This window comes from Streptomyces sp. SUK 48, from assembly GCF_009650765.1.
GTDB lineage: Bacteria > Actinomycetota > Actinomycetes > Streptomycetales > Streptomycetaceae > Streptomyces.
Map to the genome: position 1 here is coordinate 2,659,570 of NZ_CP045740.1, position 22,915 is coordinate 2,682,484.

At 72.3% G+C, this 22,915-nt stretch carries 18 protein-coding genes and 1 pseudogene; 3 read left to right on the forward strand and 16 right to left on the reverse strand.

What is annotated here, in order from left to right:
* Positions 1–137 precede the first annotated feature (137 nt).
* The 5 genes and pseudogenes from ilvC to GHR20_RS11125 form a co-directional block, all read right to left on the reverse strand.
* Positions 138–1,136 carry a ketol-acid reductoisomerase gene (gene ilvC, locus GHR20_RS11105; RefSeq protein ID WP_111587118.1) on the reverse strand — a complete coding sequence of 333 codons (999 nt, stop codon included), beginning with the start codon at positions 1,134–1,136 and terminating at the stop codon, positions 138–140.
* Between the two features lie 130 nt (positions 1,137–1,266).
* Positions 1,267–1,791, reverse strand: a complete 525-nt coding sequence (gene ilvN, locus GHR20_RS11110) for an acetolactate synthase small subunit (protein ID WP_111587117.1) — start codon at positions 1,789–1,791, stop codon at positions 1,267–1,269.
* Between the two features lie 22 nt (positions 1,792–1,813).
* On the reverse strand, positions 1,814–3,679 hold the full coding sequence (locus GHR20_RS11115; protein ID WP_111587116.1) for an acetolactate synthase large subunit: 1,866 nt from the start codon (positions 3,677–3,679) through the stop codon (positions 1,814–1,816).
* Positions 3,680–3,922: 243 nt separating this feature from the next.
* Positions 3,923–7,243: an EAL domain-containing protein gene (locus GHR20_RS11120; RefSeq protein ID WP_243878328.1), complete on the reverse strand. Its 3,321-nt coding sequence runs from the start codon at positions 7,241–7,243 to the stop codon at positions 3,923–3,925.
* A 455-nt stretch (positions 7,244–7,698) separates the two neighbouring features.
* A pseudogene (locus tag GHR20_RS11125) lies at positions 7,699–8,738 on the reverse strand (2-hydroxyacid dehydrogenase).
* Between the two features lie 75 nt (positions 8,739–8,813).
* On the opposite strand from GHR20_RS11125, the gene GHR20_RS11130 reads away from it, so the two are divergent.
* Positions 8,814–9,812, forward strand: coding sequence for an aldo/keto reductase (locus GHR20_RS11130; RefSeq protein WP_153813077.1), 999 nt, complete (start codon positions 8,814–8,816; stop codon positions 9,810–9,812).
* 50 nt (positions 9,813–9,862) lie between these two features.
* On the forward strand, positions 9,863–11,029 hold the full coding sequence (locus tag GHR20_RS11135; protein WP_243878002.1) for a PQQ-dependent sugar dehydrogenase: 1,167 nt from the start codon (positions 9,863–9,865) through the stop codon (positions 11,027–11,029).
* Here the strand turns inward: GHR20_RS11135 and GHR20_RS37470 are convergent.
* The 10 genes from GHR20_RS37470 to GHR20_RS11185 all read right to left on the reverse strand — a co-directional run bounded on the left by GHR20_RS37470 (position 10,956) and on the right by GHR20_RS11185 (position 19,635).
* Complete coding sequence (locus GHR20_RS37470) at positions 10,956–11,234, reverse strand: DUF6191 domain-containing protein (protein ID WP_153813078.1); 279 nt, start codon at positions 11,232–11,234, stop codon at positions 10,956–10,958. The genes GHR20_RS11135 and GHR20_RS37470 overlap by 74 nt on opposite strands.
* 134 nt (positions 11,235–11,368) lie before the next feature.
* Complete coding sequence (locus GHR20_RS11145; RefSeq protein ID WP_153813079.1) at positions 11,369–12,022, reverse strand: hypothetical protein; 654 nt, start codon at positions 12,020–12,022, stop codon at positions 11,369–11,371.
* Between the two features lie 45 nt (positions 12,023–12,067).
* Positions 12,068–12,640, reverse strand: a complete 573-nt coding sequence (locus tag GHR20_RS11150; protein WP_148026391.1) for a GNAT family protein — start codon at positions 12,638–12,640, stop codon at positions 12,068–12,070.
* The gene (locus GHR20_RS11155) at positions 12,618–14,873 is read right to left on the reverse strand and encodes an MMPL family transporter (RefSeq protein ID WP_153813080.1); all 2,256 of its coding nucleotides are present in this window, start codon (positions 14,871–14,873) and stop codon (positions 12,618–12,620) included. Before GHR20_RS11155 ends, GHR20_RS11150 begins: the two co-directional genes overlap by 23 nt.
* Before the next feature lie 211 nt (positions 14,874–15,084).
* A complete protein-coding gene (gene gatB / locus GHR20_RS11160) occupies positions 15,085–16,599 on the reverse strand; it encodes an Asp-tRNA(Asn)/Glu-tRNA(Gln) amidotransferase subunit GatB (RefSeq protein ID WP_153813081.1) in 1,515 nt (504 codons plus the stop codon).
* Positions 16,600–16,615: 16 nt separating this feature from the next.
* Positions 16,616–16,855 (reverse strand): hypothetical protein, encoded by a 240-nt coding sequence (locus GHR20_RS11165; RefSeq protein WP_153813082.1) that lies wholly within the window; start codon positions 16,853–16,855, stop codon positions 16,616–16,618.
* Positions 16,852–18,348 (reverse strand): Asp-tRNA(Asn)/Glu-tRNA(Gln) amidotransferase subunit GatA, encoded by a 1,497-nt coding sequence (gene gatA / locus GHR20_RS11170; RefSeq protein WP_153813083.1) that lies wholly within the window; start codon positions 18,346–18,348, stop codon positions 16,852–16,854. Before gatA ends, GHR20_RS11165 begins: the two co-directional genes overlap by 4 nt.
* A gap of 2 nt (positions 18,349–18,350) precedes the next feature.
* Positions 18,351–18,647 carry an Asp-tRNA(Asn)/Glu-tRNA(Gln) amidotransferase subunit GatC gene (gene gatC / locus GHR20_RS11175; protein WP_006130840.1) on the reverse strand — a complete coding sequence of 99 codons (297 nt, stop codon included), beginning with the start codon at positions 18,645–18,647 and terminating at the stop codon, positions 18,351–18,353.
* Between the two features lie 95 nt (positions 18,648–18,742).
* On the reverse strand, positions 18,743–19,237 hold the full coding sequence (locus tag GHR20_RS11180; RefSeq protein ID WP_148026394.1) for a cupin domain-containing protein: 495 nt from the start codon (positions 19,235–19,237) through the stop codon (positions 18,743–18,745).
* Positions 19,238–19,263: 26 nt separating this feature from the next.
* Entirely contained in the window at positions 19,264–19,635 is a 372-nt protein-coding gene (locus tag GHR20_RS11185; RefSeq protein ID WP_148026395.1) for a DUF4267 domain-containing protein, read from the reverse strand.
* A gap of 113 nt (positions 19,636–19,748) precedes the next feature.
* Between GHR20_RS11185 and GHR20_RS11190 the strand changes: the two genes are divergently transcribed.
* Positions 19,749–20,324, forward strand: coding sequence for a TetR/AcrR family transcriptional regulator (locus GHR20_RS11190; protein ID WP_153813084.1), 576 nt, complete (start codon positions 19,749–19,751; stop codon positions 20,322–20,324).
* A 92-nt stretch (positions 20,325–20,416) separates the two neighbouring features.
* On the opposite strand, the gene GHR20_RS11195 is transcribed toward GHR20_RS11190, so the two are convergent.
* Positions 20,417–22,732: a bifunctional diguanylate cyclase/phosphodiesterase gene (locus tag GHR20_RS11195; protein ID WP_153813085.1), complete on the reverse strand. Its 2,316-nt coding sequence runs from the start codon at positions 22,730–22,732 to the stop codon at positions 20,417–20,419.
* Positions 22,733–22,915: the final 183 nt, after the last annotated feature.

Below are 22,915 nucleotides of genomic sequence, written 5' to 3' on the forward strand. Positions count from 1 at the left end.
AGTCTAGTGGCGCCGTGCGCTACGGATTGCGCCGCTGCGGAAGGATCACCCGGACGGGGAACTCCAATGTGGAGTGCTGTCGGAGATCGTGGCGAATGGGGGCCGGAGCAGCATGCCCCGGCCCCCTGACGTGAGGCTTACGCCTCCTCGTTCACCCAGCTCATCAGCTGGCGCAGCTGCTTGCCGGTGGTCTCCAGCAGGTGCTCGGAGTCCTGCTTCTTGTACTCGTTGTACTTCTTCAGGCCGCCGTGGTACTCGTCCATCCAGTTCTTGGCGAAGGTGCCGTCCTGGATCTCGGCGAGGACCTGCTTCATCTCCGCCTTGGTGGCGTCGGTGATGATGCGCGGGCCGGTGACGTAGTCGCCCCACTCGGCGGTCTCGGAGATGGACCAGCGCATCTTCTCCAGGCCGCCCTCGTACATGAGGTCCACGATCAGCTTCAGCTCGTGCAGGCACTCGAAGTAGGCGATCTCCGGCTGGTAGCCGGCCTCGGTCAGGGTCTCGAAGCCCGCCTTGACCAGAGCGGCCGTGCCACCGCACAGGACGGCCTGCTCGCCGAAGAGGTCGGTCTCGGTCTCCTCGGTGAAGGTCGTCTTGATGACGCCGGCGCGGGTGCCGCCGATGCCCTTGGCGTACGACAGGGCCAGCGCGAAGGCGTTGCCGGAGGCGTCCTGCTCGACGGCGGCGATGCAGGGCACGCCGCGGCCCTCCTCGTACTGGCGGCGGACCAGGTGGCCGGGGCCCTTGGGGGCGACCATGCAGACGTCCACGCCGGCCGGGGGCTTGATGAAGCCGAAGCGGATGTTGAAGCCGTGGCCGAAGAACAGCGCGTCGCCGTCCTTCAGGTTGGCGGCGATGGACTCCTCGTAGACCTGGGCCTGGATCGGGTCCGGGACCAGGATCATGATGACGTCGGCCTCGGCCGCGGCCTCGGCCGGGGTGACCACGCGCAGGCCCTGCTCCTCGGCCTTGGCCTTGGACGTGGAGCCCTCGTGCAGACCGACCCGGACGTCCACACCGGAGTCGCGCAGCGACAGGGCGTGCGCGTGACCCTGGCTGCCGTAACCGATGACCGCGACCTTGCGGTTCTGGATGATGGACAGGTCGGCGTCAGCGTCGTAGAACAGCTCGGCCACTTTGGGTTCTCTCCCTATGTGTGCAGGTGGTGCGTCCCACCGTATGACGGTGGTCGGTGGTGTGGTTCGGGGGTCTCGGCATACGGGCGAGCGGTGCGGACCGGCCGCCCGTACGCCGCCGTGCCGGGTGTTACGCGGAGCGGTCCAGGGAGCGCAGCGAGCGGTCCGTGATCGAACGGGCGCCGCGGCCGATGGCGATGGTGCCGGACTGGACCAGCTCCTTGATGCCGAACGGCTCCAGCATCTTGAGCATGGCGGACAGCTTCTCGCCGGAGCCGGTGGCCTCGATGGTCACGGCCTCCGGGGAGACGTCCACGGTCTTGGCGCGGAACAGCTGGACGATCTCCACGATCTGGGAGCGGGTCTCGTTGTCCGCACGGACCTTCACCAGAACGAGTTCGCGCTGGACCGCCTGGGCGGGTTCCAGCTCGACGATCTTCAGCACCTCGACGAGCTTGTTGAGCTGCTTGGTCACCTGCTCCAGCGGCAGTTCCTCGACACCGACCACGATGGTGATCCGGGAGATGTCGGGGTGCTCGGTGACGCCCACCGCGAGCGAGTCGATGTTGAAGCCGCGGCGGGAGAACAGGGCGGCGATCCGGGCGAGGATGCCCGGCTTGTTCTCCACCAGGACGGAGAGCGTGTGCTTGGACATGGTCTTTTTACGTCTCTCTCGCTCAGTCGTCTTCGCTGTCGCCGAAGTCGGGGCGGACGTCCCGGGCGGCCATGATCTCGTCGTTCGAGGTGCCGGCGGCGACCATCGGCCACACCATGGCGTCCTGGTGGACGATGAAGTCCACGACCACCGGACGGTCGTTGATGGAGTTGGCCTCCTCGATGACCTTGTCCAGGTCCTCGGGGCGCTCGCAGCGCAGCCCCACGCAGCCCATCGCCTCGGCCAGCTTCACGAAGTCCGGCACCCGCGTACCCCGGGCCTCGGGGTCGACGTCGTCGGGACCGCTGTGCAGGACGGTGTTGGAGTAGCGCTGGTTGTAGAACAGAGTCTGCCACTGGCGGACCATCCCGAGCGCGCCGTTGTTGATGACGGCGACCTTGATGGGGATGTTGTTCAGGGCGCAGGTGGTCAGTTCCTGGTTGGTCATCTGGAAGCAGCCGTCGCCGTCGATCGCCCAGACCGTCTGCTCGGGCCGGCCGGCCTTGGCGCCCATGGCGGCCGGGACCGAGTAGCCCATGGTTCCGGCGCCGCCGGAGTTCAGCCAGGTGGCGGGCCGCTCGTACTGGATGAAGTGCGCGGACCACATCTGGTGCTGACCGACGCCCGCCGCGAAGATGGTGCCCTCGGGGGCGAGCTGTCCGACGCGCTCGATGACGGCCTGCGGGGACAGCGAGCCGTCCTCGGGCCGGTCGTAGCCGAGCGGGTAGGTCTCGCGCCACCGGTTGAGGTCCTGCCACCAGGCGGCGTATCCCGTGCGGGCGGCCTCGCCCTGGTTGCCCTCGCTGTGCTCCTTCTGCACCGCCTGCACCAGGTCGGCGATGACCTCGCGGGCGTCGCCCACGATCGGCACGTCCGCCTCGCGGTTCTTGCCGATCTCGGCCGGGTCGATGTCGGCGTGCACGATCTTGGCGTACGGCGCGAAGCTGTCCAGCTTGCCGGTGACGCGGTCGTCGAAGCGGGCTCCGAGGGCGACGATCAGGTCGGCCTTCTGCAGCGCGGTGACGGCGGTGACCGCACCGTGCATGCCCGGCATTCCCACGTGCAGCGGGTGGCTGTCGGGGAATGCGCCGAGCGCCATCAGGGTGGTGGTGACGGGCGCTCCGGTGAGTTCGGCGAGGACCTTCAGCTCGGCGGTCGCCTTGGCCTTCAGGACGCCGCCGCCGACGTAGAGGACCGGCCGCTTGGCGGCGGTGATCAGCTTGGCGGCCTCGCGGATCTGCTTGGCGTGCGGTTTGGTGACCGGGCGGTAGCCGGGCAGGTCCATGACCGGCGGCCAGGAGAAGGTGGTCTTCGCCTGGAGGGCGTCCTTGGCGATGTCGACCAGCACCGGGCCGGGGCGCCCGGTGGAGGCGATGTGGAACGCCTGCGCGATGACCCGCGGGATCTCCTCGGCCTTGGTCACCAGGAAGTTGTGCTTGGTGATCGGCATCGTGATGCCGACGATGTCCGCCTCCTGGAAGGCGTCGGTGCCGATCGACTTCGACGACACCTGGCCGGTGATCGCGACCATCGGCACCGAGTCCATGTGGGCGTCGGCGATCGGGGTGACCAGGTTGGTGGCGCCCGGCCCGCTCGTCGCCATGCAGACGCCGACCTTGCCGGTGGCCTGCGCGTACCCCTCGGCCGCGTGGCCCGCGCCCTGCTCGTGGCGGACCAGGACGTGGCGCACCCGGGTGGAGTCCATCAGCGGGTCGTACGCCGGCAGGATCGCGCCGCCGGGAATTCCGAACACCGTGTCCGCCCCGACCTCCTCGAGGGAGCGGATGAGGGACTGCGCGCCCGTGACGTGCTCGACGGGGGCGGAGTGCTGCCCGCCGGATCGGGGCCGGGGCTGCGGATGATGGGCCCCGGTGGCCTGCTCGGTCATCGGCTTCTCTTCTCGATGCTGAGGGTTTTTGCGAGGTTCGGGCGGAGTTCGTCGGTCGTACGAGGGTCGCTCGTGCAACAAAAAACCCCTCGTGCCGTGAGGCAAGCGAGGGGAGCGCGCCGGTGAGGGTCGCTGGGGATTCCGGATCGCATTCCGGTGGGTCCCAGCTCAGCCGACGCGCTGTCCAAGTACGAGAATTCGGGTGCGCATGGCACTGACCCTCCCCCCGGGGCGCACCACGTGTCAAGTGGGTGGGACGGGCGTCTCAGAATGTGAGCGAAGGGCACTGCCGCCTCCGAAAACAGCGGGTACTCCTCCGGTGTACACCCCCGCGGCACCCAGCCGCCCCTGGGTTTCCCGAACTCTGCCCGCGAACGCCGGTTCGGCCGACGCGTGGGGCCCGCTCGGCGCGTGCAGAGCGGTCCCCGCGTGGGCTCCGGCCGAGGCGTGCGCTCCACCCGAGGCGTGCGCTCCACCCGAGGCATGCGCTCCGGCCGGTGCGTGCGCGCCGGTTCCGGGGTGCGGCACCGGGACGGAGCCGGCGCCGAGCGCCCGGCGCAGCCGGTACTCGTCCAGCGGTCCGGAGAACGCCGCGCCGGTGCCATGGGTGCAGCCCATCGCGCGCAGCGCCACCGCCTGCTCGGGCAGGTCCACGCCCTCGGCCACGGACTGGATGCCGAGGTCGTTGGCGATCCGCAGCAGCCCGCTGGTGATCTTGTGCAGCCGCGCGGAGTCCACCACGCCCTCGACCAGAGCGCGGTCGAGCTTGAGGATGTCCACGGGCAGCCGCCGCAGCGCGGTGATCGCCGCGTGGCCGCTGCCGAAGCCGTCCAGCGCGATGCGCACCCCGAGCCGGCTCAGCGCGGTCAGCCGCCGCTCCAGCTCGTCCAGGCCGAGCCCGGGATCGGTGTCGGACAGCTCGATGACCAGCGCCCCGGGCGGCAGCCCGTATCTGGTCAGCAGCGCCTCCACGGAGCCGGGCGGCAGCGAGCGGTCCAGCAGCCGCCGCGCGCTCATCCGCACCGTCACCGGGACGACGAGCCCGCTCGCGGCCCGCTCGGCGGCCCCCGCCACGGCCTCCTGGAGGATCCAGCGGTCCAGCTCGGCCGTCTTGTCGCCGTCCTCGGCCACCCGCAGGAACTCGGCCGGGGTGAACAGCACCCCCTGCGAGGAGCGCCAGCGGGCCTGTGCCGAGACCGCCGTGATCCGGCCGTCGTCCAGCCGCACCACGGGCTGGTGCAGCAGCGCGAACTCCCCGTCGTGCAGCGCGGCGCGCAGCCGGGTGGCCAGCTCCGCCTTGCGTACGACGTCCTGCTGCATCTGCGGCTTGTACAGCTCGACCCGGCCCTTTCCGGCCGATTTCGCGCGGTACATCGCGAGGTCGGCGTTGCGCAGCAGCTCACCTGCGCCGAGGCCGGGTTCGGCGAAGGAGACACCGATGGAGGCGTTGACCCGGACATCGTTGCCGTCGATCGCGTAGGGCTGGGAGAGGGTCATCCGGAGACGGTCGGCGAGCTCCAGGATGTTGCGCTCCCGGGCGGCGCGGTCATGGGTGCCGTCCCCGACGATGAGGGCCGCGAACTCGTCGCCGCCCAGCCGGGAGGCGGTGTCGCCCTGGCGGACCGCGTCCTGGAGCCGTCGGGCGGCCTGGACGAGGAGTTCGTCGCCCGCCTGGTGCCCGATGGTGTCGTTGACGGCCTTGAAGCCGTCGAGGTCGATGAAGAGCACCGCGGTGCCGCGCAGGGCGGCGCCCCGGTCGGTGGCCCGGCGGCCGGACAGGGCCTGCTGGACGCGCCGGGTGAACAGCGCGCGGTTGGGCAGGTCGGTCAGCGGGTCGTGCTCCGCGTTGTGCTGCAACTGCGCCTGGAGGCGCACGCGTTCGGTGACGTCCCGGCTGTTGAAGATCAGGCCGCCGTGGTGGCGGTTGACCGTGGACTCCACGTTCAGCCAGCCTCCGCCGCCGCCGGAGCGGAAGCGGCACTCGATGCGGGTGGTGGGCTCGGTCAGCGGGCTGGCCGCGAGGAAGCGGCGCACCTCGTGCACCACGCAGCCCAGGTCCTCGGGGTGGATCAGGGCGGCCAGCTCGGTGCCCACCAGCTCCTCGGCGGGACGGCCGTAGACCCCGGCGGCGGCCGGGGAGACGTAGCGCAGGATGCCGTTGGGCGCGGCGATCATGATGACGTCGCTGGAGCCCTGCACCAGGGAGCGGAAGTGGTTCTCCTGCTGCGCCAGTTCCTGGGTCAGGGTGATGTTGTCCAGCAGCATGATGCCCTGGCGGATCACCAGCGCCAGCACCACGCAGCCCGCGGTGATCAGCACGACGTGGTCGGGCCGGCGGCCGTTCAGGACGTTGTACAGGATGCCCAGGGTGCACACCGCCGCCGCGAGGTACGGGGTGAGCGCGGCGAGCGAGCCGGTGATCGGGCGGTCGGCCGGGTGGCGGACGGGGTCGGCACCGGCGTCAGGAGCGGGGTCGGTGGGGTCGGGGGCCGGGTGCGGACCGTGCCCGGCGCCGGCGAACGGGCCGTCCCCGGTGTCCGCGTGGCGGCTCGGTTCCTGGTCCGAATACCCGCCGTGCCCGGCGCCCTGGTACGCGTCGCGCCCGGCGCCCGCGTACCCGTCGTGCCCGGAACCGGCGTCCTGCCCGGTGCCCGCGTCCCGGCTGTGCTCGGCGGTCGGGACGGGCGCGCTCGGGGCGGCCGCGGACGGTGCCCCGTGCCCGGCGGCGCGCGGTGCGGGCAGGTGCCCGGAGGCCGCGCGGGTGCGCCCGTGCGGCGGCGCCGGTGTGCTCCCGGGCCGGGGTGTGGCCCAGGGGGCGTAGGCGAGGAGCAGCGAACCGGCGAACCAGCCCGCGTCCAGCAGCTGCCCGGAGCGGTAACTGCTGTGCAGCAGCGGCGAGGTGAACAGCGCGTCGCACATCACGGTCAGGGCGAGCGCCCCGATCGCGGTGTTGACGGCGGTGCGGTTGCCGGGCGCGCGCCGGAAGTGCAGCGCGAGCACCATGCTGACCAGCGCGATGTCCAGCAGCGGGTACGCCAGCGACAGCGCGGTGTGCGCCACGCTCGGCCCGTCGAACCGGGCCGCCTGGGCGAGCGCGAGGCTCCACGACAGAGTGAGCAGGGAACCGCCGATCAGCCAGGCGTCCAGGCCCAGACAGATCCAGCCCGCCCGGGTCACCGGACGGCTGGCGAGCACCAGCAGGCCCACGATCGCGGGCGGCGCGAAGCACAGGAAGAACAGATCGGCGTACGACGGGCTGGGCACGGGCCGGCCGAGCACGACCTCGTACCAGCCCCAGACGGCGTTGCCCAGGGACGCCATGGCCGAGGAAAGGCCGAACAGCAGCCAGGCGGGGCGGTAGCGCACCCGGAGGCCGCGGGCGTAGAGGAAGCAGGAGACGGCGGCGGCGCCGGCCGCGGCGCTGAGCCCGAAGTCGCCCATGACCAGCGCGATCTCGTCGGTGCCCCAGTCGAACGCGGCGCCGACGGCGTACGCAGCGCACACGAGGGCGAGGACGAGTTGCTCGGAGGCGCGGGTGCGCCCGATGCGGACCCGGCCGCGCACCGGCGGGTCCTGGTGCGGGTGCGGCGCGCGCACCTCTGCGTGGACGGTGGTGGTCGGCGTGGGCGCGTTCACCGGGGCCTCCCGGTGGGTGAGGCGCTCGTGTCCCGCCGCACCCGGCGGACCGGGCGTGTGTGCCTGCGGGGGCCGGCCGGCCGGCGCGGGTGGTGGGTGTGGTGAGCGGTGTGCCGGCCGCGGCTGCCCGCGGCCGTACGCCAGGGCCGCCTTCGGCGGCTCCATCGCGTCGGATCGTTCGTCCATAGGCCGTGCATCGCCCGTCGCCCCCCTCACAAGATCTGAAATGTCATCCCCGGCGCCGATGTAGGCGGCGCTGCCCCTGTCGGGACGATACACCAGGTTCGTCACTCAGGGACATAGCTTCTCTACGCTCCGTGACGACCAGCGGGGATGCGGGCACGGGCCGCGTCCGAGAGGTCGCGGAGGGTGCCGGAAAAGCCCTAACGCCCGTTCGTTCCCGGGGTGTCCGGGCCCTCCGGATCTGTTCCGGCCGGATCTTCCGGGGCCGTTTTGACCGGGTCCTTCGCGTCCGGACCCGTCGTCAGGATCACGTTCCGCAGCGGCTCGTGGTTCACGAACCGGGTCAACTGATCGACCAGCAGCCGCTGGGCGCGCGGCAGGAAGGCGGACGTGGGTCCGCCGACATGCGGGGTGATCAGTGCGCCGGGGGCCTTCCAGAGGGGGTGGCCGGGCGGCAGCGGCTCGGGGTCGGTGACGTCCAGGGCGGCCAGGAGCCGGCCCCGCTCCAGCTCCGCGAGCAGCGCGTTCGTGTCCACGACCGGCCCTCGGGAGACGTTCACCAGGAGGGCCCCGTCCTTCATCCGGGAGAGGAACTCGGCGTCCACCAGACCGTGGGTGGCGTCGGTGAGGGGGGTGGACAGAATCACGACATCGGCTTCCGGAAGCAGAGAAAGCACATCGGCGATCGGATGCACGGGACCGCGCGCCGTGGTGCGCCGGGAGCGTGCGACGCGCGCCACCCGCGCAAGCTCGAAGGGCGTGAGCCGGTCCTCGATGGCGGCGGCGATCGAGCCGTAGCCGACGATGAGCACGTTCTTGTCGGCGAGCGCGGGCCGGAACGCCCCCTGCCAGTGCCCCTGTTGCTGGGCCCGCACGAAGTCCGGGATGCCGCGCAGCGCGGCCAGGGTCAGGGTGAGCGCCAGCTCGGCGGTGCTCGCCTCGTGCACCCCGCGCGCGTTGCACAGCCGTACCCCCGGCACGATGGCCGAAAGCCGCGCCGTGATGTCGTCGACGCCGGCCGTGAGGGTCTGGATCACCCGGACATTGCTCAACCGCTCCAGCGGGCGCACCTTCACCGACCACCGCTTCATGTACGGCACCACGTACATCACACACCGCGCGGGGTCCCCCGGAAACTCCTGGTCGCCGTCCTCGCCCCCGTCCCAGAACAGGTACCGGAGCCCCCGGGCAGCCCCTCGATCTCCTCGGGCGGAAGCGGAAGCCATACGTCTGCGCTCATGGTCAGGAGGCTATGTCAGGTACGCGCGGCGCAGAGGTTAGGTTGGGGGTCAGGCTAGGGGAGGTTCCGGAGCAGGTGGAGCGCAGGACGATCGGCGCGGGGGCGCTCGCGGTGGGGGCCGTCGGACTCGGGTGCATGCCGATGAGCTGGGCGTACACCACCTCACGGCAACGGGGCGACGAGTCGGTGAGATGCGTGCACCGGGCGCTGGACCTGGGGTCGGGCCTGCTGGACACCGCGGACATGTACGGCCCGTTCACCAATGAGCTGCTGCTCGGGCGGGTGCTGAAGGAGCGGCGGGCCGACGCGTTCGTCTCCACGAAGGTGGGGCTGCTGGTGGGCGAGCAGCACATCGTGGCCAACGGCCGCCCCGGCTATGTGAAACGGGCCTGCGACGCCTCGCTGCGCCGCCTCCAGACCGATGTGATCGACCTGTACCAGTTGCACCGCCCCGACCCCGAGGTGCCGATCGAGGAGACCTGGGGCGCGATGGCCGAGCTGGTGCGGGCCGGGAAGGTGCGCTCGCTCGGCCTGTGCGCGCTGGGCGCGCGCGGCGGCCGCCGCTCGGGCACCGGCCTGCACGACGGCACCCTGCGCCTGTTGCAGCGGGCGCAGCAGGTGTTCCCGGTGGCCGCGGTCGAGGCCGAGCTGTCGGTGTGGTCGCCGGAGGCGCTGCGGACGCTGCTGCCCTGGTGCGAGGCGCGGGGCGTGGGCTTCCTTGCGGCGATGCCGCTGGGCAACGGCTTCCTGACCGGCACGCTCACCCCGGGCGAGGGCTTCGAACCGGACGACGTCCGCGCCCGGCACCCCCGGTTCACCGCCGAGATGATGGCCGCCAACCAGCCGATCGTGGCCGGCCTGCGCCGCGTCGCCCGGCGGCACGGCCCCGAGGTCACCCCGGCGCAGGTCGCGCTGGCCTGGGTGCTGTCGCGGGGCCGCCATGTGATCGCGCTGCCGGGCACGAAACGGGAGCGCTGGGCCGCGGAGAACGCGGCGGCGGCCGGGCTGCGGCTGTCGGCGGCGGACCTGGCGGAGATAGGGCGGCTGCCGGGGGCGCGGGGGTCGTGGGACTGAGGGACCCTGGGGAGGGGAAGATCTCGCTGGAACGCCGCCCCGAAGGGATCGTGATCGTGCGACGCCGAGCTGTGCCGACCGTGCTGGCCGCGGCCGCCGCCCTCCTGCTGACGGCGGGCTGCTCCTCCGGCTCCCCCGGCGTGGGCTTCCCGGGCCAACTCCCCCGCACGGCGCCCCCGAGCACCGCGCCCGCCGCCCCCGCCTCGGAGTCGGCGGCACCGGCCAGGGGCTCGGTACGGGTGCTGCGCACGGTGGCCGAGGGCCTGAAGTCACCGTGGGGTCTCGCCGTGCTGCCGGACGGCGATCTGCTGGTCTCCTCCCGCGACGACGGGACGATCACCCGCATCGACCCGGGCACGGGCCGCAAGACGGAGCTGGGCACGGTCTCCGGGGTCTCCCCGGCGGGCGAGGGCGGCCTGCTGGGCATCGCGCTGTCCCCGCACTACGCCTCGGACCACATGATCTACGCCTACTTCACCTCCGCCTCGGACAACCGCGTCGTCCGCATGCTCTACGACGACAAGAAACCGGCCGGTGAGCAACTGGGCGCCCCCGACACGCTGTTCAAGGGCATCCCCAAGGGCCCCGTCCACAACGGCGGCCGGATCGCCTTCGGCCCCGACGGCATGCTGTACGCCGGCACCGGCGAGAGCGGCCGGCGCGGCCTCGCCCAGGACCGGAACTCCCTGGGCGGCAAGATCCTCCGGCTGACCCCGGACGGCGAACCGGCCCCCGGCGACCCCTTCCCCGGCTCCCCCGTCTACTCCCTGGGCCACCGCAACGTCCAGGGTCTCGCCTGGGACGACCGCCAGCGCCTGTTCGCCTCCGAGTTCGGCCAGGACACCTGGGACGAACTGAACGCCATCAAGCCCGGCGGCAACTACGGCTGGCCCGACGCCGAGGGCAGGTCCACGAACCCGCGCTTCCAGAACCCCATCGCCGCGTGGCACACCGACGACGCCTCCCCCAGCGGCATCGCCTACGTCCACGGCGTCATCTGGATGGCCGCCCTCAAGGGCGAACGCCTGTGGCGCATCCCTCTCCAGGGCACCCGCGCCGCGGCCGCCCCCCAGTCCTTCCTCACCGGCACCTACGGCCGCCTGCGCACGGTCGCCCCGGCGGGCGACGGCAAGCTGTGGCTGATCACGAGCAACACGGACGGGCGGGGGCATCCGAAGAAGGGGGATGACAGGGTGCTGGAGCTTCAGGTGAGTTAGGGCCTCTCGTTTGGATCTTGCCGGGCTCGGTGGGGTCCGGGTTCGGAGCGGACAGGCGTATGACCGCCTTGCCGGAGGTCAGGTCTATGGGGCCGCGGCCCGGGTCGCTGTCCCCGACCTCCTCCCGGGTCAGTTCGAGACGGTTCTGTTCGTCGCGGGTGTGCTTGCGACCAGGCGTGAACAGTTCACTGAAGGCGTCGAACACAGCTGCTCCCCCTTGCCGGTTGTCCCGGGACCGACGCCATTGTCCCGCGCCCCGCACACGTAAGGGGCCTCGGGGACCCGTGACATAGGCACGCATTCCCCGAGACCCCTGTACTTGGGCGGGTTACTCCCCGCTCAGCTCGCCGACGGCAGTGCCAGCAGCGCGTCCGAGTACTTCAGGACGGCCAGCAGCAGGCCGATGACGCCGAGCGAGACGCCGGCCCAGGCCACCGACTTGATCCAGGGCGCCTGCGAGCGGCCGGGGGTGCCGAAGGCGGGGCGGGCGAGGACGACCACGCCGGTGATCAGCGCGAGCAGCGCGAAGAAGCCGGCCCACAGCGCGGTGGTGTGCCAGGCGTCGCCGTAGACCGCCTTGATCTGGGTCGCGACGCCCGCGGTGGAGGACGTCCGCAGCTGGCCGACGAGCTGCTGGCGGGCGCCCGCGACCGTGCCGATCCAGCCACCGCTGAGCGAGACCAGGCCCAGCGCGGCGGAGACCACGGCACCGGCACCCTGGCCGACCCCGGAGGGCGCCTTGGCGTCCGCCGCCTCGTCCTCGAACTCGTCCACGGGCTCCGATGCCGTCTGTGCGGCGGGCGCGCTCTCGGCCGCCCCCTCGGTGCCCCCGGCCGGCGCGCCCTCGGCGCTCACGCCCTCGGTCTCCGCCTTCCCCGCGGTGTCCTTCCCCGCGGTGTCCTGCCCCGCGGTCTCGGCCCCCTGTGCCGTCTCGTCGTCGTGCCGCGCCGCCGTCGTACCGGCCGCGGCGTCTTCCGATGTCTTCGTTGCCATGGCAGCAACCGTACGGATGCCGTCTGAGAGGGCGCTTAATGATCGTCAATGGGCGTGTTGCGCGGCGCCCTCGCGTGCCGTGGGCCATTCGGGGGCCAGCACCGACCAGATCTCGGTGCTGGTGCGCTCCCCGTCGTGCGGGTAGTTCTCGCGCAGTACACCCTCACGGGTCATGCCGAGCCGCCGGGCCACGTTGATGCTGGGCTGGTTGGCGGTGGCCACCCGCCATTCCACGCGGTGCATGCCGCGTGTCTCGAACGCCCAGTCGACGAGGAGCCGCATGCCCCGGGTGACGAGCCCGCGCCCGGCCGCCGCGGGCTCCAGCCAGCAGCCGGCCTCGCACACCCCGCTCGGCGTGTCCCAGGTACGGAAGAGCAGGCCGCCGACGAGCGTCCCGTCCTGCCAGATGCCGTGCAGCGCGCCGGTGTCGGTGGCGCGCTTCTCGCCGTACGACCGCAGGTAGGCGCGGGCGCCGTCCAGGTCGGTCACCACCTCGGGCAGTCCGATGTGCCGCCCGATGAAGGCGCGCCCCCGGTCGATGTTGGCCAGCATCTCCGCGGCGTGCCAGACCTCCAACGGGCGCAGTTCGGCGCCGTCACCCAGGGATATCGCGTACATCGCGCTGTGCTTCCTTCTGCTGTTCGTGGATCCGGTCCCGGCCGGTCCGGTCGTCCGGGACCGGTCCGAGCCTCTCATGCGCGGCGCGGCACTCCGGCGGCTCGATGCTGATCCGCGGCAGCCCGCGGTCCAGCCAGCCGGGCAGCCACCAGTTGGCGGCGCCGAGCAGATGCATCAGGGCGGGTACCAGCAGGGTGCGCAGCACGAAGGCGTCCAGGGCGACGGCGGCGGCGAGCGCGATGCCGAACATGGCGATCACGCGGTCGCCGCTGAGCACGAAGGCCAGGAACACCGAGATCATGATCACGGCCGCGGAGTTGATCACCCGGCTGGTCTCGGCGAGGCCCACGCGGACGGCGCGCCGGTTGTCGCCGGTCGCCAGCCATTCCTCGTACATCCGGCTGACCAGGAAGACCTGGTAGTCCATGGAGAGCCCGAAGAGCACCGAGACCATGATCACGGGCAGGAAGGGCTCGATGGGGCCCGCGCGGCCGAGGCCGAGCAGTTCGCTGCCCCAGCCCCACTGGAAGATGGCGACGACCACGCCGAACGCGGCAGCCACGGCGGCGATGTTCATCACGGCGGCCTTGAGCGGGATGCCGAGCGAGCGGAAGGCGACGAGCAGCAGCAGGCAGCCGAGTCCGATGACGGTGCCGACGAACAGGGGAAGTTTGCCGACTATGACGTCGGCGAAGTCGTCGTAGCTGGCGGTCACCCCGCCGACCTGGATGTCGAGGGAGGTGCCCTGCTCGGCGCGGGGCAGCACGGTCTCGCGCAGCCGGTCCACCAGGGCGCTGGTGCGCTGGGACTGGGGCGCGGAGTCGGGCACGACGGTGAGGTAGGCGCTCTCGCCGCCGGTGGCGTAGGCGGCCGGGGTGGCGGAGGCGACACCGGGGGTGGCGCGCAGGGTGGTGTCGAGGTTGTCCAGGGCGAGCCGGTCGGCGGCGCCGTCCACCCGGGTGACGAGGGTCAACGGCCCGTTGACGCCGTGCCCGAAGCCGTCGGCGAGCAGGTCGTACGCCTTGCGGGTGGTGGAGGTGCGGGGGTCGTTGCCCTGGTCGGAGGTGCCGAGGTGCAGGGAGAGGGTGGGCAGCGCGAGCAGTGCGATCACGGCGACGGCGAGCGCGCCGAGCAGTCTGGGGCGCCGTTCCACGAGCGCGGACCAGCGGGCGGCGAGGCCGGTGGGCACCTCGGGGCGCGGTCCGTGCTCGGCGAGCCGGCGGCGTTCGCGGCGGCCGAGGGCGCGCGGGCCGATGTACGACAGCAGGGCGGGCAGCAGGGTGACCGAGGCGGCGACGGTGAGGACGACGGTCAGGCTGGCGGCCACGGCGACGCCGTTGAGGAAGCTGAGGCGCAGGATCAGCATGCCGAGCAGGGCGATGCACACGGTGGCGCCCGCGAAGACGACGGCGCGTCCGGTGGTCGCCACGGCGTTCACGGCGGCCTCGGTGACGTCCAGGCCGCGTTTGAGGCCGCGCCGGTGCCTGGTGACGATGAACAGCGCGTAGTCGATGCCGACGCCGAGGCCGACGAGCATGCCGAGCATGGGCGCGAAGTCGGCGACCGTCATGGCGTGGCCGAGCAGTCCGATGCCGGCGTGGGCGGTGCCGACGCCGATCAGGGCGGTGGCGATCGGCAGCAGGGAGGCGGCGAGGGAGCCGAAGGCGAGGAAGAGGACGACGGCGGCGACGAGGACGCCGACCACCTCGGCGGTGCGGTCGTCCGGTGTCTCGGTGAGCCCGATGGCGCTGCCGCCCAGCTCCACCTGGAGCCCGTCGCCCCCGGCCGCCTTCGCGGTGCTCACGACGGCCTGGGCCTCGTTCCTGCCGATGTCCTCGGCCTGCCGCGCGAAGGTGACGGTGGCGTAGGCGGTGTGCCCGTCGGCGCTGATCTGCCGGCCGCCCTGGCCGTCGTACGGCCCGTCCACGGAGGCGACGCCGGGCAGCCGGGCGATCCGGTCGAGGGCGGTGGTCATGCTCTGTTCGACGCCGGCGGTGCGGACGGTGCCCTTGGCGGTGTGCCAGACGACGGTGTCGCTGTCCCCGCCGAGGCCCGGGAAGCCGTCGTGGAGGAGCTGCGCGGCGCGGCCCGACTCGGTACCAGGTACCGAATAGTCGTTCGAGTACGACGTGCCGACGACGGAAGCGGCCGCAGTGGCCCCGCCGAAGGCGCACAGCCACAGCAGGACGGCGATCAGTCGGTGCCGGACGCACCAGCGCGCGAGGGCTGCCACGGACGTGCTCCCAGGGACGGTTTGTGGATCTTTGGCCGGGAACGATCGTCCATAAACTGAACAGCCCGCAAAGAACGTATGAGCAATCGTTGGACACTCTTGCAGGCAAAAGTGATCCTTTGCCGCGTTCGTGGGCTTACTCACAGAAGGTACGGAAAACCCGTGGGGGGACGCGCCGGTGCGGCGCGTCCCCCCACGGGTTGACGGTGTCTCAGCCCTCGCTGACGCCGAGCCTCTCCAGGATCAGCTCCTTGACGCGGGCCGCGTCGGCCTGGCCGCGGGTGGCCTTCATGACCGCGCCGACCAGGGCGCCGGCCGCGGCCACCTTGCCACCGCGGATCTTGTCCGCGATGCCGGGGTTGCCGGCGATGGCCTCGTCCACGGCGGTGCCGAGCGCCGAGTCGTCGGAGACGACCTTGAGGCCGCGCTTGTCGACGACCTCGTCCGGGGTGCCCTCGCCCGCGAGAACGCCCTCGATGACCTGGCGGGCCAGCTTGTCGTTCAGATCGCCCTTCGCGACCAGCTCGGTGACCCGGGCCACCTGCTGCGGGGTGATCGCCAGCTCGTCCAGGGACGTGCCGGACTCGTTGGCGCTGCGTGCCAGTTCACCCATCCACCACTTGCGGGCGGAGGCCGCGTCGGCCCCGGACTCGATGGTGGCGACGATCGGGTCCAGCGCGCCGGCGTTCAGGATCGCCTGCATCTCCGTCGCGGAGATGCCCCAGTCGGCGAGCAGCCGGGTACGGCGCACCAGCGGCAGCTCGGGCAGCGCCGCGCGGATCTCCTCGACCCACGCGCGCGCGGGCGCGACGGGGACCAGGTCGGGCTCCGGGAAGTACCGGTAGTCCTCGGCCTCCTCCTTCACGCGGCCCGAGGTCGTCGACCCGGTGTCCTCGTGGAAGTGGCGGGTCTCCTGGACGATGCTGCCGCCGGAGGAGAGCACGGCCGCGTGCCGCATGACCTCGAAGCGGGCCGCCCGCTCCACCGAGCGCAGCGAGTTGACGTTCTTCGTCTCCGAGCGGGTGCCGAACTTCTCGGCGCCCTTGGGCATCAGCGACAGGTTCACGTCGCAGCGCATCTGGCCCATCTCCATGCGGGCCTCGGACACGCCGAGGGCACGGATGACCTCGCGCAGCTCGCGCACGTACGCCTTGGCCACCTCGGGGGCGCGCTCGCCGGCGCCCACGATCGGCTTGGTGACGATCTCGATGAGCGGGATGCCGGCGCGGTTGTAGTCCAGCAGGGAGTGGGACGCGCCGTGGATACGGCCGGTGGCGCCGCCGACGTGCGTCGACTTGCCGGTGTCCTCCTCCATGTGGGCGCGCTCGATCTCCACGCGGAAGGTCTCGCCGTCCTCCAGCTGCACGTCGAGGTAGCCGTCGAAGGCGATCGGCTCGTCGTACTGGGAGGTCTGGAAGTTCTTCGGCATGTCCGGATAGAAGTAGTTCTTCCGGGCGAAGCGGCACCATTCGGCGATCGAGCAGTTCAGCGCGAGGCCGATCCGGACGGCCGACTCGACGCCGGTCGCGTTGACGACCGGGAGCGCGCCGGGCATGCCGAGGCAGACGGGGCAGGTCTGCGAGTTGGGCTCGGCGCCCAGCTCCGTGGAGCACCCGCAGAACATCTTGGTCTTGGTGCCGAGTTCGACATGGACCTCGAGGCCCATGACGGGGTCGTACGACGCCAGCGCGTCCTCGTACGACACCAGGTCGGTCGTGGTGGTCACGGTGAAAACTTCCCTCTCAGCCCAGCAGGACGTCGTCGTCGCCCAGCCGCTTCAGCTCGCGGTAGAGGATCGCGAGGCCGGTCACGATCGCGGCGGCGGAGACCGCGGCGTCGATCAGCCGCAGCGTGTCGTGCTCGGCGCGGGCCTTCTTGATCTGCTTGGTGACACCGATCGCGCCGAACGCGGTGGTGACCATGGACAGGTACGTACCGGACTTGGACCTCTTGAAGTCCTTGGCCTTGGACAGCTTGCTCACAGCGACGGAGCCTCCTCAAGCAGCGGGTGTCCCCACTTTTCCACGAAGGCGGCCTCGACGGCGGCGCCCACCTTGTACAGACGGTCGTCCTGCATCGCCGGGGCGATGATCTGCAGGCCCACCGGGAGATTGTCCTCCGGGGCGAGACCGCAGGGCAGGGACATGGCCGCGTTGCCCGCCAGGTTGGTCGGGATGGTGCACAGATCCGCGAGGTACATCGCCATCGGGTCGTCGGCGCGCTCGCCGATCGCGAAGGCGGTGGTCGGGGTGGTCGGGGAGACGATCACGTCGACCTGCTCGAACGCCTTCTCGAAGTCCCGCGTGATGAGGGTGCGGACCTTCTGCGCGGAGCCGTAGTAGGCGTCGTAGTAGCCGCTCGACAGCGCGTACGTGCCGAGCATGATACGGCGCTTGACCTCGGGGCCGAAGCCGGCCTCGCGGGTCAGGGAGGTGACCTCCTCGGCCGAGTGCGCGCCGTCGTCGCCGGTCCGCAGGCCGTAGCGCAGGCCGTCGAAGCGGGCGAGGTTGGAGGAGCACTCCGAGGGCGCGATCAGGTAGTACGCCGACAGCGCGAGGTCGAAGGACGGGCAGTCCAGCTCGACGATCTCGGCGCCCAGCTCCTTCAGCAGCTCGACGGACTCGTCGAAGCGCTGGATGACGCCGGCCTGGTAGCCCTCGCCGCGGAACTGCTTGACGACGCCGACGCGCATGCCCGCCACGCTGCCGTTGCGGGCGGCCTCGACCACCGGCGGCACCGGGGCGTCGATGGAGGTGGAGTCCATCGGGTCGTGGCCGGCGATGACCTCGTGCAGCAGGGCCGCGTCCAGGACCGTACGGGCGCAGGGGCCGCCCTGGTCGAGGGAGGAGGAGAAGGCGACCATGCCGAAGCGGGAGACCGCGCCGTACGTCGGCTTCACGCCGACGGTGCCGGTGACGGCGGCCGGCTGGCGGATGGAGCCGCCGGTGTCGGTGCCGATGGCGAGCGGAGCCTCGTAGGAGGCGAGCGCGGCGGAGGAGCCGCCGCCGGAGCCGCCGGGGATCTTGGTGAGGTCCCAGGGGTTGCCGGTCGGGCCGTAGGCGCTGTTCTCGGTGGAGGACCCCATGGCGAACTCGTCCATGTTGGTCTTGCCGAGGATGACGACGTCGGCGGCCTTGAGGCGCTTGGTGAGCGTCGCGTCGTACGGCGGGATCCAGCCTTCGAGGATCTTCGAGCCGACGGTCGTGGGCACGCCCTCGGTGGTGAAGATGTCCTTGAGCGCGAGCGGGACGCCGGCCAGCGGGCCGAGCTGCTCGCCGCGGGCCCGCTTCTCGTCCACGGCGCGGGCCTGGGCGAGGGCGCCCTCGCGGTCGACGTGCAGGAAGGCGTGCACCTTCTCGTCGACGGCCTCGATGCGGGCGAGGTGGGCCTCGGTGACCGCGACCGCCGTCAGCTCGCCGGAGGCGATCTTCTCGGCGATCTGCGCGGCCGTGAGCTTGATGATGTTGTCCGTCATGGTCACTCCTCCCCCAGGATCTGCGGCACCTTGAAACGCTGCTGTTCCTGGGCGGGGGCGCCGGAGAGCGCCTGCTCGGGGGTGAGCGAGGGACGGACCTCGTCCGCCCGCATGACGTTCGTCAGCGGGAGCGGGTGCGAGGTCGGCGGTACGTCTTGGTCGGCGACCTCACTGACGCGGGCGACCGCGCCGATGATGTCGTCGAGCTGGCCGGCGAAGTGGTCGAGTTCTTCGGGCTTCAGCTCCAGACGCGCCAGCCGGGCGAGGTGGGCGACCTCCTCGCGCGTGATGCCAGGCATGCAGCGATCCTCTGGGGTGAGTGCGTGTTGTTTAAGACCCAATCCTATGGGGCGGGGGGCTCGGCCGGTAAACGGTTTGGCCCGGGGGTGTGTGCTCAGGGGTGGCGGGTGTCCCAGGCGGGGCTCTCCAGGAAGTGATTGTCGTACCGCTCCTGTACCTCCAGCAGGCTCTCCGGGGTGAGTTCGCCGAGGCGGATGCGCTGGAGATGGCGGAAGTACTCGAAGCGCTCGACGCCCGGGGCGATGACGACCAGGAGGTCGGCGGTGGCGCCGGGGACGGCGGCGAAGGCATGCGGACGGTCCGGCGGTACGACGATCAGATCGCCGCGCTCGGCGGTGACCACCTCCTCGCCGGAGAGCACCTCGGCGGCGCCGTCCAGCAGATAGAACATCTCGGCGGAGCGGTGGTGCACATGCGGGCGGGCTCCGTCGGCGCCCGCCGCGAGCGTGACGCGCACCGTGGACAGGGCGCCGCCGGTGGCGCTGCTGTCCGCCAGCAGCCGTACGGCGACGGGGTCCTGGCCGACCACCTCGGCCCCGGCCTCCCGCACCAGCGCGGTGTCATCGAACCTCGGCACGAAAAGCGACATGTCCCTCTCCCCACGGTGCGGTGCGATCAGGCCGCGAACAGCAGCGCGGCGCAGACGAGCACAACCGCGGCGGTGGCGGAATGAATCCCGAACGCGACGGCCTTCCGGCCGCCGTGGCGCAGGACGGTCACGGTGTCGAGGAGCGGGACGAGGGCCACGCAGAGCATGAACCACGCCTCGGCGCGCGCGCCGGCGAACGCCAGCAGGGCGAGACCCACCAGGCCGAAGGTGCCGTCCCGGCCGCCCTTGACCGCCAGATAGGCACCGGCGTCGCCCCGGGGGTCGGCGGGGACGCCGTAGCCGGCGGCGGCCGCGGCGGGCTGGAACCAGAACCGGTAGCCGAGGAAGAGGCAGAACAGGTCGAGCAGGACGGCCAGCGTGTACGCGGCGATGGTCATGACGTCTCCCGTTGAGGTGGTTTCCCGCTTCCCACATTTTCTAGCAACGCTAGGAATAGGAGTGACGCTAGCAGAGCGCCGGTAGATTGCCTAGCGTTGCTAGGATTCCGGGTATGACGATCCAGACGCGCAGGGAGCGCGAACGAGCCGAGCGCAGGCAGCTGATCGTGACGGCCGCCCGGGAACTCGCCGAGGCGGAGGGCTGGGACGCGGTGACCACGCGCCGGCTGGCCGCCGAGATCGAGTACAGCCAGCCGGTCCTCTACAGCCACTTCACGGGCAAGGACGCGATCATGGCCGCGGTCGCGGTCGACGGCTGCGCCGACCTGGCGGCGGAGCTACGGGCGGCACGCGCGGACGCGGACGGCGTGCGGGCCGCGCTCACGGCGGTCGCCCGGACCTACACCGCCTTCGCCCGGCGCCGGCCCGCCCTGTACGACGCGATGTTCACCCACCTGGTGGACCTGCCGTTCGCCACCCCGGAGGCGCCGGCCCCGCTCCAGGACGCCTTCGGCGAACTGCTGGCCGCGGTGGCACCGCTCACCACCGAGGAGGACGCCGGCCTGCTGACCGAGACCTTCTGGGCGGCCCTGCACGGACTGGCGACCCTGATGCGCAGCGGCCGGCTGCCGGAGTGGGCGCACGAGCGGCGCCTGGAGCTGCTGGTGGACCGGTTCGCAGGAAAGTAGGGGGAGTTGGCGGGGAGACGGGGACGGGAGCGAGATCGGGGGATCGAGGGGTCGCGGCGGGGGCTGGCGGCCGCCCGCCGTCGCAGGTGGGGCTAGCGGCCGCCCGCTGTCGCCGGCGGGGGGCCGCTGCCGCCCGGGACGGGTACCTCGCCCTCCGGCAGGGGGCGGCGAAGGGGCGAGCCGACGCTGGTCTGGCGGAAGCGCAGCCAGGACGTCGCCTCCTCCGGCGGCATCGCCGCGGCCACCAGCCACCCCTGCACCGCGTCGCAGCCCAGGTCCCGCAACCGCTCCCAGGTCTCGTCGTCCTCCACGCCCTCCGCGACGACGAGCAGCCCGAGGGAGTGCGCGAGGTCGACGGTGCAGCGCACGATCTCCGCGTCCTCGGCGTCCACCGCGAGCCGGGCCACGAACGAGCGGTCGATCTTCAGCTCGCTGACCGGCAGCCGCCGCAGATGCACCAGGGAGGAGTACCCGGTCCCGAAGTCGTCCAGGGACATCTTCACGCCGTGCCCGGTCAGCGCCGCGAGGGTGTCGGCGGCCCGCTGCGGGTCCTCCAGCAGGACGTGCTCGGTGATCTCCAGCTGCAACGCGGCCGCCGGCACCCCGTGCCGGGCCAGCCGCGCGGCGACCGAGCCCGCGAAGCCGGGCGTGTGCACATCGCGCGGCGAGACGTTGACCGCGACCGGCACCCGGATGCCCTGCGCCCGCCAGCGGGCGACCTGTTCGAGGGCGGTCTCCAGGACGTACTCGGTGAGATGGGGCATCAGCCCGGAGGACTCGGCGATCGCGATGAACTCGTCCGGCGGCACCTTCCCGCGCTCGGGGTGCATCCATCGCACCAGCGCCTCGAGGCCCGCGACCTGGCCGTCGAAGCGCACCTTGGGCTGGTAGTGCAGCTGCACCTGGTGCGCGTCCAGCGCCCGGCGCAGATCGCCGAGGAGGCCGAGCCGGTCCGGGGTGTTGGAGTCCCGCTTGGACTCGTAGACCTCGACGCCCGTACGGTCCCGCTTCGCCTGGTACATGGCCACGTCGGCCCGCCGCAGCAGCCCCTCCGCGTCCAGCGCGTGGTCCGGGAAGACGGCGACCCCGGCACTGGCCTCCAGCACGAGGGTGAGGCCGTCGAGGTCGAGCGGGGAGCTGAGGGCGGTCACCAGGCCGCGGGCGACCCGCATCGCCGACGTGATGGAGTCGGCGACGGGCAGTAAGACCGCGAACTCGTCGCCGCCGAGCCGGGCCGCCTCCGCGCCGCGCGGCAGGGCGAGCCGCAGCCGCTCGGCGATCTGCAACAGCAGCCGGTCACCGGCGAGATGACCGAGGGTGTCGTTGACCGAGCGGAAGCGGTCGAGGTCGATCAGCATCAGCGCGGAACGGGCGCCGATGCGGTCGGCGTCGTCCAGCGCGGTCCAGATCCGTTCCTGGAGCCACTGCCGGTTGGGCAGCCCGGTCAGCGGGTCGCGCAGCTGCTCCTCGGCGCGGGCGCGGGCCATCCACAGGGCGGAGTCGAGGGCGATGAGCGGGATGGCGAACAGCGGCAGCAGCACCGGCCGGGCGTCGGCGACCACGCACAGCAGCGGCGCGATGCCGAGCAGCGCCACGGCCACCAGGCCCTGCCGGACCAGCGCGGGCCGGGGCACGCTCGGCAGTCCGTGCTCGCGCGGCGCGGTGAGGTACCACAGCAGGCCGCGGCTGACGGCGAGATAGGCGACGGCGGCCAGCGCGACCTCGGGCACGGTGGCGAGACTCCAACTGGGCGCCCGCCAGGGCTGCTCCACGCTGGGCACCCGGCCGAGCGCGCCGAGCAGCAGGGCGGCCACGCCGATGCCGAGGATGTCCGTCGCGCCGTGCAGCACGCCCTGGCGCCAGCGGTGCCGGCGGGCGATGCCGACCAGGACGACGACGGTCAGGCTGACCATGCCGGCGGGCGCCCAGCCGTAGCGCAGCAGCACGGCGAGGGTGAGGGCGGCGCCCGAGCCGGTGCCGCCCCACCAGCGGGCGCGGCCCAGCATGACGAGGTGGCCGACGATGATCCCGGTGAGCAGGGCCAGCGACCAGCCGGGGGCGCCGCACGGGAAGAGGGCGTGCCGGCCGCCGGAGGCGCGCAGGAAACCGGCGGCCAGGACGAGGCCCGCGGCCGCCGTGACGGCCGCGGGCAGCGCGGGCCAGGGGCCCGGCCGTCCGGACTCCGGCTCGCCGCCGAGGCTGACGCCCGCGCCGGCCAGGCCGGGCGCGGGTTCGATGGCGAGCGGCACCCGGGTGCCCGGCGGGGTGACGGGGCCGGGCGCGGGCGGGCGGACGCGCGGGCGGGCGGGGCCGCCGGCGCGGCCGGGCCGCAGGATCTCCCGCCAGGCGAGCGCGCGGCGGCGCAGGCGCAGCCGTGAGTCCGGGGCGACGCTCTCGGTCGGTTCCATTCCCGTCCCTCTCACAGCCGGCGGTGCCCACGCCACGCGGCCCGATGTCCGACACCATCGACGGCTTCGCGCTGAAGAAATCCTTGCCGCGCCCACGGCGGGCAGGGAAATGTCCCCGTCCGCCGCCGGGCACGGCAGGTGCACAACTCAACACTAGGCCGCGCGGGGCTTCCACGGGCACCG

Excerpts from the sequence above, each read along its gene's own strand:
- ilvN (WP_111587117.1), bottom strand. The coding sequence starts at position 1,791 with ATGTCCAAGCACACGCTCTCCGTCCTGGTGGAGAACAAGCCGGGCATC.
- GHR20_RS11115 (WP_111587116.1), bottom strand. The coding sequence starts at position 3,679 with ATGACCGAGCAGGCCACCGGGGCCCATCATCCGCAGCCCCGGCCCCGA.
- GHR20_RS11145 (WP_153813079.1), bottom strand. The coding sequence starts at position 12,022 with ATGGCAACGAAGACATCGGAAGACGCCGCGGCCGGTACGACGGCGGCG.
- GHR20_RS11150 (WP_148026391.1), bottom strand. The coding sequence starts at position 12,640 with ATGTACGCGATATCCCTGGGTGACGGCGCCGAACTGCGCCCGTTGGAG.
- gatA (WP_153813083.1), bottom strand. The coding sequence starts at position 18,348 with ATGACGGACAACATCATCAAGCTCACGGCCGCGCAGATCGCCGAGAAG.
- gatC (WP_006130840.1), bottom strand. The coding sequence starts at position 18,647 with ATGCCTGGCATCACGCGCGAGGAGGTCGCCCACCTCGCCCGGCTGGCG.
- GHR20_RS11180 (WP_148026394.1), bottom strand. The coding sequence starts at position 19,237 with ATGTCGCTTTTCGTGCCGAGGTTCGATGACACCGCGCTGGTGCGGGAG.
- GHR20_RS11185 (WP_148026395.1), bottom strand. The coding sequence starts at position 19,635 with ATGACCATCGCCGCGTACACGCTGGCCGTCCTGCTCGACCTGTTCTGC.
- GHR20_RS11190 (WP_153813084.1), top strand. The coding sequence starts at position 19,749 with ATGACGATCCAGACGCGCAGGGAGCGCGAACGAGCCGAGCGCAGGCAG.
- GHR20_RS11195 (WP_153813085.1), bottom strand. The coding sequence starts at position 22,732 with ATGGAACCGACCGAGAGCGTCGCCCCGGACTCACGGCTGCGCCTGCGC.